This is a genomic window from Pseudomonas sp. Pf153 (assembly GCF_001269775.1).
GTDB classification, from domain to species: domain Bacteria; phylum Pseudomonadota; class Gammaproteobacteria; order Pseudomonadales; family Pseudomonadaceae; genus Aquipseudomonas; species Aquipseudomonas uvaldensis.
Window position 1 is genome coordinate 124,890 of record NZ_LHVL01000014.1, and the last position, 17,916, is coordinate 142,805.

Here is a 17,916-nt window from a genome sequence, read left to right on the forward strand (position 1 = left end):
CGCCAGGCGCGTGCCACCCCGGATGCTCATCCGGCGGTCATGCCCGGCGCAGGGGCTGCCTATACCGTTGCCTATGACCGGCATGCGACCGAAAAAGTCCACGCCGATGAAAACTGCCGAGATTCAGGGTCTGTCTTCAGAGGTGGCGATTCTTCTCCTCGATCCACTGGGACATGTATTGGGTGCTCTTGTGTTGGTGGTGGCGCAACATGCTGCCAGTGAAGTTATCCCGACGCCGTTGCGCCAGGTTGGCGCGGCAGGCCAGGACGCTTTCGATCAGTGCCGGGCCGTGGACCTGCTTGCGGTAACGGTTCGCCAGTAGCGCACGGCCCGCATCCTGAGCCTGGGCCCAGCGCGTAGGGTCGCTGTACAACTGTACAGCGGCGTTGGCGATGGCCTCGGCGCTGGTGGCAATCGTTCCGGGCCACGGCATCGTGTCATGCATGGCTTCGGCGCCGATGGGCGTGGTGACACTGGGCGTGCCGCATAGCATGGCCTCGATCAGTTTTCCCTTGATGCCGGCGCCAAAACGCAACGGAGCCAGGCAGATGCGTGCCGCCGACATGACCTGCAAGGCATCTTCGGCCCAGTTCATGATGTGGAAGCCCTGGGCTGGGTTATGCAGCGCTGCCGCTTTTGGAGGGGTGTAGGCGCCGTACAGGTGCAGTTGCGCGCCGGGCAGTTGCTGGCGGATCAGCGGCCAGATGGCGTTTTTCATCCAGAGCACCGCATCCCAATTCGGCGCGTGGCGGAAGTTGCCGATGCTCAGAAAGTGCGCCCGTCCGTCGAACGGCACCCAAGGCGCGTCCGGCAGGTCCAGCATCAATGGGCACCACAGCAGCAGGCTACGGGGCAGCCCGAAATGCTCCACCAGCAGTTCGATTTCAATCTCGGACACCATCAGATTCAAATCGCAGCGGTACAAGGCAGCGATTTCCCGCTTCGCCATCTCGGTGTCGGCCATCAATTGGAATTCCTGGTGCAGCGCTGGTGCAAAAAGATCGCTGAAATCCTGAGAATGATCGTCGGCCTTCAAACGGTCCTTCAGGCGCTGATGTCGCGCATGGCGCAGGCTCTGCAAGTCCGATGTCTCCAGCAGCCGCAGGGCATTGGGACAGTGTTTCTCGACCCGCCAGCCGAACTGCTCCTCCATCATGAACTGGTCGAACAACACGATATCCGGCGCCAGTTCACGGATGAATGCATCGAAACTGCTGTTATTGAGTTCGATCGGCACCTCATGGATGCCCAGCGCGACCAGGTCGGCACGGTTCTCGCCGGGGCGAGCGGGGCTGCTGAAGGTGATATCCCATCCTTCGCTCAGGAATGTCTCCAGGATCTGCATGACGTGCCCACCGGCTGCCGATGAGCGGGGTTCGGGCCAGACGTAGCCGATGACCAGGACCTTGAGGGCGGAGGGATGGGACATGAGCAGGTGTTTTCCTTGGGTTAATCAGGCGCAGGTGCTGCGTGGGGCGCCGATAGTGACCAAGAACTCACTCCGGCTCAAGGCAGAAGGCTCTTGACCTTGTCACGTAGCTGGTCGATGGAAAACGGCTTGCCGATGACCGCCATGCTGTCGGGTACATCGATGCTTTCGGCATAGCCGCTGGCGAACAAAACCGGCAGTCCCGGACGTACCGAACGCGCTTGTCTGGCAAGTTCGCGGCCGTCCATCACCGGCAGGCCAACATCCGTCATCATCAGGTCGATGGACTGATCAAGGTTGCGCAGATACTCCAGCGCCTGTTCACAGCCGTCCGCCTCGAGCACCCGATACTCCAGTTCTTCAAGTACATCGACGATCAGCATGCGAACGATGTCGTCATCTTCGACTACCAGAACAGTGGTGTTAGTGACAGGGGCGGCGGTGGACATAATCGTTATTCTCGGAAAAATGAAATCGGGAGTGAAAAAAGACCCTATGCATGAGTAAGTCGCGAGGTGGGACAAGTTCCCGGGGCTGTAGAAGAAAGGATCTATAGTACAAGAGCTGACAAGGATAGTCGCTTCCCTTGCTACTGGCTGGCCGCCGTCGGGGAATACAGCCTTGACTCGTCAGAAATGTGGATCCAACCCGTCATTTTCGGGCACACTCCATGGTTTTCAACTGTTCGCCAAGGTCCTTCTCATGACTCCTTCGTCTTCGGTTGACGAGCAAAGTTTCCGCAAGCTTCTGATCCGCAACATCAGCCTGCCACTGGGCATGGGTGCCCTCAGTGCGGTGTTTTTCATCGTGCTGATCACTTACCTGCTGTCGGTGATCCAATGGGTCGGGCATACCGACCGGGTGATCAATAATGCCAACGAAGCGCTGAAATTGAGCGTGGACCTTGAAACCGGCATGCGTGGCTACCTCTTGAGCGGTGACGAACATTTTCTCGATCCCTACGAAGTGGCCAAGCCGCGCATTGCCGTTGCGCTGGATACATTGTTGGAATTGACAGCCGATAACCCCGTCCAGACCGATCGCATACACAAGGTGCAGGCACTTCAGGTCGAATGGGCCAACTACGCCCAGAGCATGATCGACCTGCAACGCAGCAGTGGCGATTACCGTGGCGCGGTGAAGGCCGGGCGTGGCAAGCGCCTGACGGATGAGATCCGCAAGACTTTCGAGGACATCGTCGATACCGAGCAGCAACTGCGCACGGCGCGCAACGAGAAGGTGCGCACCACGACGCTGTGGAGCATTACCCTGTACTTGATGTTCGTTGCCGCGATCAGCGGATTGCTGGCCTATATCGGTCGGCGGGATCTGTTGGGGCTGTCCAGCAGTTACAGCGCCAGCCTACAGATCCAGCAGCAGAGTGCCCTTCATCTGGAAAAACAGGCCTGGCTGCGCACGGGGCAGACTCAACTGGCCGAGCAGGTCCTGGGCCAGCTGAGCCTGAACCTGCTGGGGCGCAACATCCTGCAGTTCTGCGCCAGGTACCTGGACACGGCCGTTGCAGCGCTTTATGCGCGTGATGAAAACGGCACGCTCAAGCGTGTCGCCACTTATGGCATGTCCCGAGAGGACGATGAAAAGGAGCAGGTTATCGTCGCCGGTGAAGGCATCGTCGGCCAAGCCGTGCAGCAAGGGCGACTGATCCGCCTGGACGAGGTGCCCGCCGATTACCTGAGAGTCAGTTCGGGGTTGGGAAGCGGGGCGCCCAACAGCGTAGTGGTGGTCCCCACCAGCGACGACGGCCGGATCAATGGCGTCGTCGAACTGGGCTTCCTGCGTCCCTTGACCGACCGCGATCTCGAGCTGCTTGAGCGGGTCGCCGGCAACATCGGTACGTCCATAGAGGCTGCCCGCTATCGTCAGCGTTTGCAGGAAGTGCTCGCCGAAACCCAGCAACTGAACGAGGAGTTGCAAGTCCAGCAGGAGGAGCTCAAGACGGCCAACGAAGAGTTGGAAGAACAGTCGCGCATCCTCAAGGAATCCCAGGCGCATCTGGAAGTCCAGCAACAGGAACTGGAGCAGACCAACGAACAACTGGCCGAGCAACGCGACGCCATGGATCAGAAGAACACCGAACTGAACCTGGCCCAGTTGCAATTGCAGGAACGCGCCGAAGAGTTGCAGCGATCGAGCAAATACAAGTCCGAGTTCCTCGCCAACATGTCTCACGAGTTGCGTACGCCGCTCAACAGTTCATTGATCCTGTCCAAGTTGCTGGCGGAAAACCCTCAGAAGAATCTCAGCGAGGAGCAAGTCAAGTTTGCCGAGTCTATCTACTCGGCCGGTAATGATCTGCTGAACCTGATCAACGATATTCTCGATATTTCCAAGGTCGAGGCCGGCAAGTTGGAAGTCCGGCCGGAGAACACCAGCGTGCCGCGCCTGGTGGAAGGCTTGCGCGATATGTTCAAGCCTCTGGCGACTGATAAAGGCCTTGGTTTCGAAGTGCAGTTGCTTCCGGACGCGCCCACCATGTTGTACACCGACCGCCAGCGCCTGGAACAGGTGCTCAAGAACCTGCTGTCCAATGCGGTGAAATTTACCGAACAGGGTACGGTCTGCCTGTCGGTGGCCGGTCAGCCGGGCTCCGGCATCGCATTCATGGTGCGGGACTCGGGTATCGGCATTTCCGCCGAACAACAGCAGATCATCTTCGAGGCATTCCGCCAGGCGGACGGCACCACCAACCGTCGTTACGGAGGCACCGGCCTGGGATTGTCGATCTCCCGGGACCTGGCCACATTGCTGGGTGGCTCGATCTCTGTTTCCAGCGAGCCGGGGCAGGGCAGCGTGTTCACGCTGGTCTTGCCCGAGCGCTATGTCGACCCCGGTAACGCACCGGCAGAACCCAGGACGTTCACCCCTACGGCGACATTACCCGCTCCGGCGTCCTATGTGCCGGCGCCGGCTCCCGCGCCCATTATCGCCGATGTGGACATTGTGGCCCGCTTCGCTGATGACAGGGACAAAGCCCCCTTCGACACCCGCTGCATCCTGGTGATCGAAGACGAACCCAAGTTCGCCCGGATCCTGTTCGACCTGGCCCATGAACTGGGCTATCAGTGCCTGGTGGCGCACGCTGCCGACGAGGGCTTCGACCTGGCTTCCCACCTCAAACCCGATGCAATCCTGCTGGACATGCGCCTGCCCGATCATTCCGGCCTGACCGTGTTGCAGCGGCTCAAGGAACAGCCCGAGACCCGGCACATCCCGGTGCATGTGATTTCCGTCGAGGACCGCGTCGAGGCGGCATTGCACATGGGCGCCATCGGCTACGCGGTCAAACCGACCACCCGTGAAGAACTCAAGGACGTGTTCGCCCGCCTGGAGGCCAAGCTGACCCAGAAGGTCAAGCGCGTCCTGCTAGTGGAAGACGATGACTTGCAGCGCGATAGCATCACCCGCCTGATCGGCGACGATGACATCGAGATCACTGCGGTGGGCTTTGCCCAGCAAGCCCTGGATCTGCTGCGGGACAACGTCTACGACTGCATGATCATCGACCTCAAGCTGCCGGACATGCTCGGCAACGATCTGCTCAAGCGTATGTCTGCGGAGGAAATCTGTTCGTTCCCGCCGGTGATTGTCTACACCGGGCGCAACCTGACGCGCGATGAAGAGGCCGAGCTGCGCAAATATTCGCGCTCGATCATCATCAAGGGCGCCCGTTCTCCGGAGCGGTTGCTGGACGAGGTGACACTCTTTTTGCACAAAGTCGAATCCCGGTTGTCCCATGAACGTCAACGGATGCTCAAGGCTGCCCGTAGCCGCGACAAGGTATTCGAAGGGCGCAAGGTGCTGTTGGTGGACGACGATGTGCGCAATATCTTCGCACTGACCAGCGCCCTGGAGGCAAAAGGCGCCATCGTGGTCATCGGCCGTAACGGCTTCGAGGCGATCGAGCGCTTGAATGAGAACGACGACATCGACCTGGTGCTGATGGATGTGATGATGCCGGAAATGGACGGTTTCGAAGCCACTGCGTTGATCCGCAAGGACCCGCGCTGGCGCAAGTTGCCTATCATTGCGGTGACGGCCAAGGCCATGAAGGACGATCAGGAGCGTTGCCTGGCGGCGGGTTCCAATGATTACCTGGCCAAGCCGATCGACCTGGACCGTCTGTTTTCGCTGATTCGCGTGTGGTTGCCAAATATGGAAAGAATTTAGTGGAACGTGACACTGACATTGAACTTCGTTTATTGATCGAAGCGATCTACCTCAAGTACAGCTACGATTTTCGGGATTATTCCGGCGCTTCCATCAAGCGCCGGGTCCTGCACGCATTGAGTCAGTTCGAATGCCGGACGATTTCCGCGCTCCAGGAGCGCGTATTGCACGATCCGGGCATGTTCATGCAGTTATTGCAGCTGCTGACGATCCCCGTCAGTGAGATGTTCCGCGACCCGTCGCATTTCCTGGCGATCCGCGAAGAAATCGTTCCGCTGCTCAAAACCTATCCGTCGATCAAGATCTGGATCGCCGGTTGCAGCACCGGGGAAGAGGTCTATTCCATGGCGATCCTGTTGCGGGAGGAAGGCCTGCTGGACCGCACATTCATCTATGCCACCGACATCAACCCCAGGTCGCTGGAGAAAGCCAAGCAGGGCATCTTCTCCCTGGAAAACGTCAGGGCCTATACCCAGAATTACCAGCGGGCCGGTGGGCGGCGGTCGTTTGCCGACTATTACACCGCCGCTTACGATTACGCCATGTTCGACAAGACCCTGTGCCAGAACGTGACCTTTGCAGATCACAGCCTGGCAACGGACAGCGTCTTTTCTGAAACTCAATTAATTTCGTGTCGTAACGTATTGATATATTTCAATAAAAAGCTGCAAGATCGCGCCATCGGGTTATTCCATGAATCACTCAGTCATCGAGGGTTCCTGGTATTGGGCAGCAAGGAAACACTGGATTTTTCTTCATACGGCAATCAATTCGAACCGCTGGTCAAACAGGAACGGATATATCGCAAGTTATGAACCAGACGACGGACGGACCCAGGCCGCGGGTAGAGGCCATTGTCGTCGGCGCGTCCGCCGGCGGAGTCGAGGCGCTGCTCAAGGTGTTCGGGCAATTGCGCAAGAGGTTCGGCATACCTGTGCTGGTCGTTCTGCACCTGCCCGACGAGCGCGACAGCCAACTGGCCACGGTCTTCGGCCATCGTCTGGCGATACCGGTGGAGGAGGCGCGGGACAAGCAGGACATCCAGCCCGGCACGCTGTACTTTGCCACGCCCGGTTATCACTTGTCGGTCGAGGCCGATCGCAGCCTGTCGTTGAGCCTGGAGGATCCGGTGCATCATTCCCGACCCTCCATCGACGTCCTGTTCGAGTCCGCCGCCGACGTCTATGGGCCGAACCTGCTGGCGGTGTTGTTGACCGGCGCCAACGATGACGGCGCCCGTGGCCTGGCCAGGGTCAAGGCGTTGGGGGGAATCACGGTTGTCCAGGATCCCGACGAAGCCCAGGTGTCGACCATGCCCGAGGCGGCGCTGGCGCTGCACGAGCCCGACCATATCCTCACTTTACAAGGCATCAGCCATTTGCTGGCCGGGTTGGAATGAACGACATGCCACAAGAGATTCAAGCCAAACTGCTGATCGTCGACGATCTGCCGGAAAATCTGCTGGCACTGGAAGCGCTGATTCAAGGCGCTGACCGCAAGGTCTTCAAGGCGCTGTCGGCTGACCAGGCGTTGTCGCTGCTACTGCAACATGAATTCGCCCTGGCCATCATCGATGTGCAGATGCCGGAAATGAACGGCTTCGAACTCGCCGAGCTGATGCGCGGCACCGAGAAGACCCGCAGCATCCCGATCATTTTCGTCAGCGCCGCCGGGCGTGAACGCAACTATGCCTTCACCGGTTATGAAAACGGCGCGGTGGACTTCCTGCACAAGCCGTTGGACGCCCATGCGGTCAGGAGCAAGGTCAACGTATTCGTGGAGCTCTATCGCCAAAAGAAGGCGGTGAAAGAGCAGGTGGTCGCTCTGGAACAGAGTCGTCGGGAGCAGGAGGTGCTGCTGCAACAGCTGCAGACTGTCCGCAGCGAACTCGAACAGGCGGTGCGCATGCGTGATGATTTCATGTCGATCGTCGCCCATGAGGTGCGAACGCCCCTCAACGGCCTGATCCTTGAAACCCAACTGCGAAAGATGCACCTGGCCCGGGATAACGCCGCGGCGTTCAGCCTGGACAAGGTGCGGGCGATGGTCGAGCGCGATGAGCGCCAGATCAAGAGTTTGATCCGCTTGATCGAAGACATGCTGGACGTGTCCCGGATTCGCACCGGCAAACTGTCTATCCGTCCGAGCCGCTTCAACCTGACCACGCTGGTGGAGAACCTGTTGCGCAATTTTCAGCCGCAGATCGTGGCGGCCGAATGCACGCTGACCTTTACCGCCGAGCCCTCGGTGGAGGGGCACTGGGATGAATTCCGGATCGAACAGGTGGTGTCGAACCTGCTGACCAACGCGTTGCGCTATGGCGGCAAGAGCCCTATCGACGTGCGGGTGTACAAGACGCCCGGCCACGCGTGCGTCGAAGTCCAGGACCATGGCATAGGCATCAGCGAAGAGAACCAGAGGCGCATCTTCCAGCAGTTCGAGCGGGTGTCATCCAAGGCGGTGTCCTCCGGCCTGGGATTGGGGCTGTTCATTTCCGAACAGATTGTGACCGCCCATGGAGGCACCATTACCGTCCACAGTCGCATCAACGAAGGGGCCTTGTTTCGCGTTTGTCTGCCTTTGCAGAAAACCGTCGGTCCGACGCAACCTCCGGGTGACCCTATGGTCGTATCAGCAGCTATTGATCGAACAAAGGCTTCTCATGAGTGAAGATGCGCAAGATGTTGTATTGATCGTCGAGGACGACCCCTCGGTCATGACGGTGTTGTCCGCTTACCTGTCGGGCGAAGGGTATCGGGTGCTGGAGGCCGAGAACGGTGAAAAGGCCTTCGAGATCCTGGCAAGCAAGCCCCACCTGGACATGATGATTACTGATTTTCGTCTGCCAGGCGGCATTTCCGGGGTGCAGATCGCCGAGCCTGCAGTCAGGTTGCGCCCCGACCTGAAAGTGATCTTCATCAGCGGGTACGCCGCGGAGATAAAGGAAACCGACAGTCCGATCACCCGAGCGGCACCGATCCTGGGCAAGCCGTTCAAGCTGGATCAACTGCAGAGCATCATGCGGACAATGTTGTCCTGATTTCCTGAAATGTCGGCAGGCTCGGGCCGTTCAGGCCCGGATCATTTCCCGCACCTTGGCCGTCAGCAAATCGAATGTGAACGGCTTGGTGACCATCTGCATGCCCGGGTCCAGGAAGCCGCCGCGTACAGCGGCGTGTTCGGCGTAGCCGGTGATGAACAGCACCCGTAGATCCGGGCGCAATTGCCGACCGATTTCCGCCAGTTGCCGGCCGTTCATGCCGGGCAGTCCTACGTCGCTGATCAACAGGTCGATACGTTGACCCGATTGCAGGATCGGGATCGCGCCGTTGGCGTCGGCGGCTTCGAGGAAGGTATAGCCCAACTCGCTCAGCACCGCGCTGACCAACACCCGTACCGCGGGATCGTCTTCGACGATCAACACGGTCTCGCCATTCTGTGCATGGGGCGTGTGCTGGTTGTCGACGGGCGCTTCCTGCACTTCTTCACCGTGGAAGCGCGGCAGGTACAGGTTGACCGTGGTGCCTTGGCCGACAACGCTGTCGATGGTCACATGGCCGTGGGACTGCTTGCTGAATCCGTAGATCATCGACAAGCCCAGCCCTGTCCCCTGACCGATGGGTTTGGTGGTGAAAAAGGGGTCGAAGGCGCGACTGACGACGGCTTCCGGCATGCCGCAACCGGTGTCCTGCACGCTCAGTACCACGTAGTCGCCGGGTTCGAGGTTGGTGTAGGCGTCGGTGAATCCGGTATCCAGATATTGGTTGAAGGTCTTCACCACAAGTCTTCCGCCATCGGGCATGGCATCCCGGGCGTTGAGTACCAGGTTGAGCAGGGCGCTTTCCAGTTGGTTGGGGTCGGCTTCGGCGATCCACAGTTGATCGTCCAGTTGCATGTCGAGCCGGATGCTTTCGTTGAGGCTGCGTTGCAGCAGCTCACCCATGGACAACACGAGAGTGTTCGTCTGCACGGCCTTGGGGTCCAGCGATTGCCGGCGTGAGAAAGCCAGCAAACGATGGGTCAGGCCGGCGGCGCGGTTGGCGGAGGTCACGCCCAGGTCGATCAGGCTGTCCAGGTCTTCGGTACGACCGCGCGCCAGGCGCCGGCGCAGCAATTCCAGGCTGCCGATGATGCCAGTGAGCATGTTGTTGAAGTCGTGGGCGATGCCGCCGGTGAGCTGGCCGACTGCTTCCATTTTCTGTGACTGGCGCAGGGCTTCTTCGTTGTGGCGCAGTTGTGCGGTACGTTCCTCTACCTGCTGCTCGAGGGTTTCGAGGGTATTTTGCAGGCGCAATTCACTGTTGCTGAGGTCGATCAGGCGGTCCCGGGCTTCGTATTGCCTTCGGCGGCCGCGCAGTGCGGTGGTCACCAGGCTGACCAGGGTCACGGGGTGGAAAGGGCGTTCCAGGAAGGTCACGTTACCCAGCTGCACGCCGATGCGTGCCGCCGGGTTCTGTTCCGGGCCACCGTGATGGGTCAACAGGACGATGGGCAAGTCGGACCAGGCAGGCTGTTGTTCGATTTGCAGGAACAGCGTCTCCAGGTCCGGCCCCACCAGGGCCTCCGAGGAAATCACCAACAAGCCGGCGCCTTTCTCCAATTCTTCGCACAACTGCCCCAGATGACGGCAGATGAGGCCGGCAAAACCGGCTTCATTGAGGATCATCAAGGCAATCTGACTGTCCCTTCCCAGCGGGGCGAGGATCAACGCCCGCTCGGACAAGGGTTCCGCTAACGTCACTGGATGTCGTCCTTGAGCAACGGATTGTCCGCTCCCATGTAGGTTGGCACACCGCGCAATACCCCCTGGAAGGCCTCCAGCGGCTCGCCGATGGTCATGCCCTGGTTGCCGATGCGGTATTCGCGGATGGTGGATTCATGGCTGCCGGTGCGTTTCTTGATGATGGAGATCGCTCGGCGAACCTTGCCCAGCGCTTCGAAGTAACGCAGCAGGATCACCGTGTCGGCCAGGTAAGTGATGTCCACCGGCGCCTGCATGTCGCCCACCAGGCCGTGTTGCGCGACGGTCATGAAGGTCGCCGCGCCCTTGCGGTTGAGATAGAGCAGCAGCTCATGCATATGCAGCACCAGGGCATTTTCCTCCGGCATGGCCGCCTGATAGCCGTTGATGCTGTCGATCACCACGGTCTTGATGTTGCCGTCATCGACGCAACGACGCACCCGGTGGGAGAACTCGCCGGGAGACAGTTCGGCGGCGTCCACCTGGTCGATCAATAACCTGCCGGTGTCCTGGAGTGCCTGCAGGTCGATGCCGATGTTTTTCATCCGCTCGTACAACAGGCCCAATTCCTCGTCGAAGATGAAAAGCGCGGCGCGCTCGCCACGATTCACCGCGGCTGCAGCGAAAATCAGTGCAATCAGCGATTTGCCGGTACCTGCCGGACCCAGGATCAAGGTGCTGGAACCGGTTTCGATACCGCCGCCCAGCAAGGCGTCCATTTGTGCGATGCCGCTGGAGAGTTGATGGCGGTTGTATTGCCCGCGGTGTTCGGCGGCCACCAGTCGTGGGAAGACGTGCACGCCGTCGGTCATGATGGTGAAATCATGGTAACCGCCGCGGTACTTCTGTCCGCGATACTTGACCACCCGGATCCGGCGTCGCTCGGCGCCATAGGTGGGGGTCAGTTCTTCCAGGCGAATCACCCCGTGGGCAACGCTGTGGACGGTCTTGTCCAAGGACTCGGTGGTCAGGTCGTCGAGCAAAAGCACCGTGGCGTCGTAGCGCACGAAGTAATGCTTGATCGCCAGGATCTGGCGGCGATAGCGCAACGAACTCTGGGCCAGCAGGCGGATCTCCGACAGGCTGTCGAGCACCACCCGGGTCGGCTTGACCCGTTCCACCACTTCGAAGATCTGCCGGGTGGCTTCCCCCAGCTCGAGGTCCGAAGAATACAGCAGGCTTTGCTGGTGCTCGGCGTTGAGCAGGCTTTCTGGCGGGGTCAGCTCGAAAATGACAATGTTGTCATCCATCTCCCAACCGTGGGAGGCGGCACCCTGACGCAGTTCCCGTTCGGTTTCCGATAGGGTGATATACAAGGATCGCTCGCCGGCCCGGGCGCCCGCCAGCAGGAAATGCAAGGCGACCGTGGTTTTGCCGGTCCCCGGTTCCCCTTCAAGCAGGAACACATGACCGCGGGACAGGCCACCGGAAAGGACATCGTCCAGCCCTTCAATGCCGGTAGCGGCTTTTGCGCTGATCAACTCGTTGGATGTAGACAAAAAGAGCCCTCTCATGACCAGGGAAATGGGCGGTAGGCCGGGTAGAGCCTGAAATGAACCGCCTCATTACTTGACCGTTGGCGGCGATAGCGGTTCCGCTTCCTCTGCTTGCTTGTGTGACACTGTCGACGACTTCGAGCCTTGATTCGGTGTTTCCGGCCGTCGGACATCACGCGATCGCTCGCCAGGGAATCATGGCTTGCACCCTCACCAGGCTTGCTGCAACGCCGGGTCGTCGGGGTTCAGTTGTTCCAACTTCGCCAATAGAACCTGAACATGCTGCAACTGACCGGTTTCCTTCCAGTAATTGATCAGCAGGACCCGCGCCTTGCGGTCGGCGGGGTAGCGCTGGACGATCTCTTGCAACTGCTTTTGCGCCGCTTCCACCTCATTCTCGGCGTGAAGAGTGGTGGCGAGGTCATAACGGTAATGACGGTTTTCCGGCTCCAGTTCCACCGCTTTCGCCAAGCCGAGCACGGCGTATTCGGTCTGGCCATGCTGCAGCAACCACATGCCCAGCGCATGTTGCAGATAAGCCGATTCCGGCTGGGCTTGCAACTCTCGGGCGAGCAATTTGCGCGCGGCATCGCCCTGGCCCAGTTTGTCCAGCACTTCGACCTGCATGACCAGTGCCGGCAGGTTATCCGGCTTGAGCTTCAAGGCCTGTTCCAGGGCTTGTCGGGCCTTGTCCAGCTGGGCGTTGTGCAGGTACAGGCGGGCGAGCTGATACAGGGATTCACTGGTGAGCGGGCCGTCCTGGAGCACCTGTTTCCAAGTGTCGATGGCCAGCTGCATGGCACCGAAATACAAGCCCAGGTCATCGGGTGACAGGCCCAGCAGTGCATTCACGGCGGCAAACCGCACTTCAGGCTCGTTGTCCTCGAGCATTGGTCCCAGCAGCAGGGTGCGCTGGTTTGCCGGCACCAGCCCGACGATGCTGCCAATGGCTGCCCGGCGAACATCCGCCGATTCGCTGTGCAGGTCTGCATCCGCCAGCTTCAGGGCCTGTGGGCTCGGGTAATTGGGCAGTTCGCCGTGCAGCCACACCCGGCGCTTGGGTGAGAGATCCGGGCGTCCCAGCTGTTGATAGAGCATCCGCGCCGCCCCTGGCTGCCCGTTGCGTGCATATTCCAGGGCCTCACTGTAGCCACGCTTGATGGCTTCGGGGATCTGCGGCGTGGTACTGCGCAACCACACCGCGACAAGACCGATCACCAGCAGGGCGGACAGGCAAAGGAGCAGATAGCGGCGAGGCGAGGGCATGCAGGAAATCCATAACCAGAGTGCGTGAAAATCCTGCAAGCTTCGGTCAGGCCGGGGCGTGAGTCAAACCCTGCGGCATTTGCACTGGCCTGTGCAACAGGCAAAAAAAGCCCCGCGTCCGAATGAGGCGCGGGGCAAGGAATTTGGTTGGTTGCGGCCAACCAAAGGAGCTCGGGTGCGGGGGCGGTCAGTTGCTGGCGACAGTCTCCGGTTGCCAGCCTCCGCCCAGGGCCTTGTAGATCGCTACGATGCCGCGATACAGGTCCACTTCGGCCTGAGCCTGGGTGTCTTCGGCGGCCAAGCGCTCACGCTGAGCGTCGAGCAGCACAAGGAAGTCCACGGTGCCTTCGCGGTAGCGGATCTCGGCCAGGTCAGCGGCGGCGCGGCTCGATTCGCTCTGGCGGATCAGCGAGATCAGGCGTTGCTGGCGCTTGCCGTAGTCGCTGAAGGCGTTTTCCGACTCTTCCAGGGCCAGCAGCACTTGCTGTTCGTAGGTCGCCAGGGCGCCTTCCGCCTCGGCGTTGGCCCCGCGCAGACGTGCCCGTACGCTGCCCAGATCGAAGGCGGCCCAGGTGATGCTCGGGCCCAGCGCCCAGGCGTTGGCCGCCGAGGAACCGATTTGCGAACCACGTCCGGCGGTAAAGCCAAGGAAACCGCTCAAGCTGACCCGCGGGAACAGGTCGGCCTTGGCGACGCCAATGCGCGCCGTGGCAGCCGCCAGCTGGCGTTCGGCGCTCAGGATGTCCGGACGCCGTTGCAGCAGCTCACCCGGATCGCCGATGGGCAGGGCCTTGGCGATGGCGGGCAGCTCCTTGGGGCTCAGGTCGACGCTCAGCTTGTCCGGGCGCTCGCCGAGCAAGGTGGCGATACGGTTACGCTGGCGCACCTGTTCGGCTTGCAATTGCGGCACGCTGGCTTCCACCGAGGCCAGGCGTGCATCGGCGCGCACCACGTCGAGCTGATCGCCGACACCGGCATCGCGCAGGCTCTCGGTGATCTTGCGTGACGCCTGCTGGTTCTCAAGGTTCGCCAGGGCGATTTTCTCTCGCAACTGGGCGCCACGCAGTTGACCGTAGGCATCCACCAGTTCGGCAATCATGGTCACCTGAAGCTGATAGAGGTCGGCTTCGGCGGCCTGCTGGTCGGCATCGGTGGCCTCCAGGTTGCGCTGAATGCGTCCGAACAGGTCCAGTTCCCAGGCCATGTCCAGGCCCAGGTCATAGCGCTCGGTATTGACCCGGTCGTCGGTCTGCCCCATCGGATTCTGACCTTTGCCCAGGTTGCTGCTGGCACGGCTGGTGATGGTCGGCATGGCGTCATTGCTGGCGTCATCGCGAATCGCCCGGGCCGCCCGCAGGCGGGCGAAGGCGACGCGCAACTCGCGGTTGCCTTCCAGCGAGCGGGTGACCAATGCATTGAGCGTCGGGTCGTCGAATTGCTGCCACCAGATGCCTTCGAAACGGGCCCGGTCGAAGTTCTTCTGGCCGGCGGTGCCGTCGGTGGCGGTGGTGATATTCGCCGCCTCCGTCTGCGGTGCCTTGTAGTCCGGGCCTACGGCGCAGGCGCTCAGCGCCAGGACCAGCAAGCTCGGCATGAACACTTTCAAACTCATTGCTGTGTCTCCAGTTTCAAAGCCCGGGCCGCCTTGCGGGCCACGCTGCGCTCGACGAAGTTGCGGATAAGTACGTAGAACACCGGGGTCAACAGCAAGCCGAAGAACGTCACCCCGAGCATCCCGGAGAACACTGCGACACCCATGGCGTGGCGCATTTCGGCACCGGCACCGCTGGAGAACACCAGGGGCACGACGCCCATGATGAACGCGAAGGACGTCATCAGGATCGGCCGCAGACGCAGGCGGCAGGCTTCCAGGACCGCAGCGAGCGGGTTCATGCCTTCCAGCTGTTTGTCCTTGGCGAACTCGACGATCAGAATCGCGTTCTTACAGGCAAGCCCCACCAATACGATCAAGCCGATCTGGGTAAAGATGTTGTTGTCGCTACCCGACAGAATCACCCCGGTAATGGCCGACAGCAGGGTCATCGGTACGATCAGAATCACCGCCAGCGGCAGGCTCCAGCTTTCGTATTGTGCCGCGAGTACCAGGAACGCCAGCAGTACGCAGAGCGGGAATACGAACAGTGCAGTGTTGCCCGAGAGAATCTGCTGGTAAGTCAGGTCGGTCCACTCGTAAGTCATGCCGTTGGGCAGTTCTTCCTTGAGCAGTTTCTCGATGGCTTTCTCGGCCTGGCCGGAGCTGTAGCCCGGCGCGGCGGCACCGTTGATCTCGGCGGTGATGAAGCCGTTGTAGTGCATCACGCGGTCCGGGCCCGAGGTGTCACTGACCTTGAGGAAGGTTGCCAGCGGGATCATTTCACCACGGTTGTTACGCACTTTGAGCTGGCCGATCTGGTCAGATTCGAGACGGAACTGTTGTTCGGCCTGGACGTTGACCTGGTAGGTGCGGCCAAAGCGATTGAAGTCGTTGGCGTACAGCGAGCCCAGATAGACCTGCAGGGTGTCGAAGATATCGCTGACGGCCACGCCGTGGGTCTTGGCTTTTTCACGGTCGATGGCGGCATCGACCTGAGGCACGTTCACGGTGTAGCTGGTGAACAAGCCGGCCAGTTCCGGCACGCTGCGGCTCTTGGTGATGATATTCATGGTTTCTTTGTACAGCTCGTCGTAGCCCAGGTTGCCCCGGTCTTCGATTTGCAGGCGGAAGCCACCGATGGTCCCCAGGCCCTGTACCGGCGGCGGTGGGAAGATCGCCATGTAGGCTTCCTGGATTTCCGAGTACTGGCCGTTCAGGGCTCCGGCGATGGCACCGGCCGACTGGCTCGGGTCCTTGCGTTCATCGAAGGGCTTGAGGGTCACGAACACGATGCCGGCGTTCGGGCTGTTGGTGAAACCGTTGATCGACAGACCGGGGAAGGCCACGGCGCTTTCGACACCAGGTTGCTTGAGAGCCAGGTCGGACATGCGTTTGATCACGTCCTCGGTGCGGTCCAGGCTCGCGGCGTCCGGCAGTTGGGCGAAGGCCACCAGGTATTGCTTGTCCTGGCCGGGCACGAAGCCGGTCGGCGTGGTCGAGAAGCCGAAGAACGTCAGCACCATCAGGCCGGCGTAGACGAACAGGGCGATGCCGCTGCTGCGGATTACGCGGGCAACCGTGCCTACATAGCCGTGGCTGGCACGCTCGAAGAAGCGGTTGAACGGACGGAACAGCCAGCCACCGAGGATCCGGTCCAGGAAGCGCGAGAAACGATCCTTGGGTGCATCGTGGCCTTTGAGCAATACGGCAGCCAGCGCAGGCGACAGTGTCAGGGAGTTGATCGCCGAGATTACGGTGGAAATCGCGATGGTCAACGCAAACTGTTTGTAGAACTGTCCGGTCAGACCACTGATGAATGCCGCCGGTACGAACACGGCGCACAGCACCAGGGCGGTCGCGATGATCGGCCCGGTCACTTCCCCCATCGCCTTTTTGGTAGCTTCCACCGGGACCAGTCCCAGCTCGATGTTGCGCTCGACGTTCTCCACCACCACGATGGCGTCATCCACCACGATACCGATCGCCAGTACCAGGCCGAATAGCGACAGGGCATTGAGCGAGAAACCAAACAGGTGCATCACGGCAAACGTACCGATCAACGACACCGGTACGGCGACCAGCGGGATGATCGAGGCGCGCCAGGTTTGCAGGAACAGAATCACCACCAGCACGACAAGGATCAGCGCTTCGAACAGGGTATGGACCACCGCTTCGATGGAGCCGCGCACGAAGATCGTCGGGTCATAGACGATGCTGTAGTCCATGCCTGCCGGGAAGCCCTTCTTCAGTTCCTCCATCTTGGCGCGAACGTCGTTGGAGATCTGGATGGCGTTGGAGCCAGGGCGCTGGAAGATCGGGATCGCCACCGCCGGCTGGTTGTCCAGCAGCGAGCGCAGGGCGTATTGACTCGAGCCCAGCTCGACCCGTGCGATGTCTTTCAGGCGGGTGATCTCGCCGTTGGCACCGGAGCGGATGATGATGTTCTCGAACTCTTCTTCATTGACCAGGCGACCCTGGGTGTTGATCGAGAGCTGGAAGGCCTGGGCACTCGGCGCAGGCGGCGCGCCCAGGGCACCGGCGGCGACCTGGCGGTTCTGTTCGCGGATCGCGTTGACCACGTCGGTGGCGGTCAGGTTGCGCGAAGCGGTCTTGTTCGGATCCAGCCAGACCCGCAGGGAGTAGTCGCCCATGCCGAACAGCTGCACATCACCCACGCCACCCAGGCGCGCCAGCTCATCCTTGATGTTGAGCAGGGCGTAGTTGGACAGGTAGAGCATGTCGTAGCGTTTGTCAGGCGAGGTCAAGTGCACGACCATGGTCAGGTCGGGCGAGGCCTTGTCCACCGTAATCCCGATACGGGTCACTTCTTCCGGCAGCTTGGGCTCGGTCCGGGTGACCCGGTTCTGCACCTGTACCTGAGCGTTGTCCAGGTCGGTGCCCAGGGCAAAGGTGATGGTCAGGGTGATCTTGCCGTCGGCGGTGGACTGCGAGGACATGTACAGCATGTTCTCGACACCGGTGATGGCCTGCTCCAGAGGCGCGGCCACGGTTTCGCCAATGACCTTGGGGTTGGCGCCGGGGAAGTTGGCACGCACGACCACGGTCGGCGGCACGACTTCCGGGTATTCGCTGATCGGCAATTGGAACAGCGAGATAGCGCCGGCGATCAGGATCAGCAGCGACAGCACCGCTGCGAAGATCGGCCGTGAAATGAAGAACTGGGAAAATTTCATCTTGGATT

The 17,916-nt window shown here is 60.7% G+C and carries 12 protein-coding genes; 5 read left to right on the plus strand and 7 right to left on the minus strand.

Annotation, left to right across the window (positions count from 1 at the left end):
• Window positions 1-136: 136 nt before the first annotated feature.
• Together AD666_RS10980 and AD666_RS10985 are read right to left on the minus strand one after the other, a co-directional pair.
• On the minus strand, window positions 137-1,429 hold the full coding sequence (locus AD666_RS10980; RefSeq protein WP_053151587.1) for a glycosyltransferase: 1,293 nt from the start codon (window positions 1,427-1,429) through the stop codon (window positions 137-139).
• A gap of 77 nt (window positions 1,430-1,506) precedes the next feature.
• A complete protein-coding gene (locus AD666_RS10985; protein WP_053151590.1) occupies window positions 1,507-1,878 on the minus strand; it encodes a response regulator in 372 nt (123 codons plus the stop codon).
• 253 nt (window positions 1,879-2,131) lie between these two features.
• Between AD666_RS10985 and AD666_RS10990 the strand changes: the two genes are divergently transcribed.
• The 5 genes from AD666_RS10990 to AD666_RS11010 are packed head-to-tail and all read left to right on the plus strand — an operon-like array spanning window position 2,132 to window position 8,657.
• A complete protein-coding gene (locus AD666_RS10990) occupies window positions 2,132-5,617 on the plus strand; it encodes a response regulator (protein ID WP_053151593.1) in 3,486 nt (1,161 codons plus the stop codon).
• Window positions 5,617-6,432: a protein-glutamate O-methyltransferase CheR gene (locus AD666_RS10995; RefSeq protein WP_053151596.1), complete on the plus strand. Its 816-nt coding sequence runs from the start codon at window positions 5,617-5,619 to the stop codon at window positions 6,430-6,432. Before AD666_RS10990 ends, AD666_RS10995 begins: the two co-directional genes overlap by 1 nt.
• The gene (locus AD666_RS11000; protein ID WP_053151599.1) at window positions 6,429-7,016 is read left to right on the plus strand and encodes a chemotaxis protein CheB; all 588 of its coding nucleotides are present in this window, start codon (window positions 6,429-6,431) and stop codon (window positions 7,014-7,016) included. Before AD666_RS10995 ends, AD666_RS11000 begins: the two co-directional genes overlap by 4 nt.
• A 5-nt stretch (window positions 7,017-7,021) precedes the next feature.
• Window positions 7,022-8,287 carry a hybrid sensor histidine kinase/response regulator gene (locus tag AD666_RS11005; RefSeq protein WP_053151635.1) on the plus strand — a complete coding sequence of 422 codons (1,266 nt, stop codon included), beginning with the start codon at window positions 7,022-7,024 and terminating at the stop codon, window positions 8,285-8,287.
• Complete coding sequence (locus AD666_RS11010; RefSeq protein WP_053151601.1) at window positions 8,280-8,657, plus strand: response regulator; 378 nt, start codon at window positions 8,280-8,282, stop codon at window positions 8,655-8,657. The genes AD666_RS11005 and AD666_RS11010 overlap by 8 nt, the downstream gene beginning before the upstream one ends.
• Window positions 8,658-8,687: 30 nt before the next feature.
• On the opposite strand, the gene AD666_RS11015 is transcribed toward AD666_RS11010, so the two are convergent.
• From AD666_RS11015 to AD666_RS11035, 5 genes are all read right to left on the minus strand, one after another.
• Window positions 8,688-10,358: a response regulator gene (locus AD666_RS11015; protein ID WP_053151604.1), complete on the minus strand. Its 1,671-nt coding sequence runs from the start codon at window positions 10,356-10,358 to the stop codon at window positions 8,688-8,690.
• Window positions 10,355-11,857 (minus strand): ATPase domain-containing protein, encoded by a 1,503-nt coding sequence (locus tag AD666_RS11020; RefSeq protein ID WP_053151606.1) that lies wholly within the window; start codon window positions 11,855-11,857, stop codon window positions 10,355-10,357. Before AD666_RS11020 ends, AD666_RS11015 begins: the two co-directional genes overlap by 4 nt.
• Before the next feature lie 207 nt (window positions 11,858-12,064).
• Complete coding sequence (locus tag AD666_RS11025) at window positions 12,065-13,120, minus strand: lipopolysaccharide assembly protein LapB (RefSeq protein ID WP_053151609.1); 1,056 nt, start codon at window positions 13,118-13,120, stop codon at window positions 12,065-12,067.
• Window positions 13,121-13,307: 187 nt separating this feature from the next.
• On the minus strand, window positions 13,308-14,732 hold the full coding sequence (locus AD666_RS11030; protein ID WP_053151612.1) for an efflux transporter outer membrane subunit: 1,425 nt from the start codon (window positions 14,730-14,732) through the stop codon (window positions 13,308-13,310).
• A complete protein-coding gene (locus tag AD666_RS11035; RefSeq protein WP_053151615.1) occupies window positions 14,729-17,908 on the minus strand; it encodes an efflux RND transporter permease subunit in 3,180 nt (1,059 codons plus the stop codon). The genes AD666_RS11030 and AD666_RS11035 overlap by 4 nt, the downstream gene beginning before the upstream one ends.
• Window positions 17,909-17,916 lie beyond the last annotated feature (8 nt).

Coding starts and splice junctions, on each gene's coding strand:
- AD666_RS11005 (WP_053151635.1), top strand. CDS start 7,022: ATGCCACAAGAGATTCAAGCCAAACTGCTGATCGTCGACGATCTGCCG.
- AD666_RS11035 (WP_053151615.1), bottom strand. CDS start 17,908: ATGAAATTTTCCCAGTTCTTCATTTCACGGCCGATCTTCGCAGCGGTG.
- AD666_RS11010 (WP_053151601.1), top strand. CDS start 8,280: ATGAGTGAAGATGCGCAAGATGTTGTATTGATCGTCGAGGACGACCCC.
- AD666_RS11030 (WP_053151612.1), bottom strand. CDS start 14,732: ATGAGTTTGAAAGTGTTCATGCCGAGCTTGCTGGTCCTGGCGCTGAGC.
- AD666_RS10985 (WP_053151590.1), bottom strand. CDS start 1,878: ATGTCCACCGCCGCCCCTGTCACTAACACCACTGTTCTGGTAGTCGAA.
- AD666_RS10980 (WP_053151587.1), bottom strand. CDS start 1,429: ATGTCCCATCCCTCCGCCCTCAAGGTCCTGGTCATCGGCTACGTCTGG.
- AD666_RS11000 (WP_053151599.1), top strand. CDS start 6,429: ATGAACCAGACGACGGACGGACCCAGGCCGCGGGTAGAGGCCATTGTC.
- AD666_RS10990 (WP_053151593.1), top strand. CDS start 2,132: ATGACTCCTTCGTCTTCGGTTGACGAGCAAAGTTTCCGCAAGCTTCTG.
- AD666_RS11025 (WP_053151609.1), bottom strand. CDS start 13,120: ATGCCCTCGCCTCGCCGCTATCTGCTCCTTTGCCTGTCCGCCCTGCTG.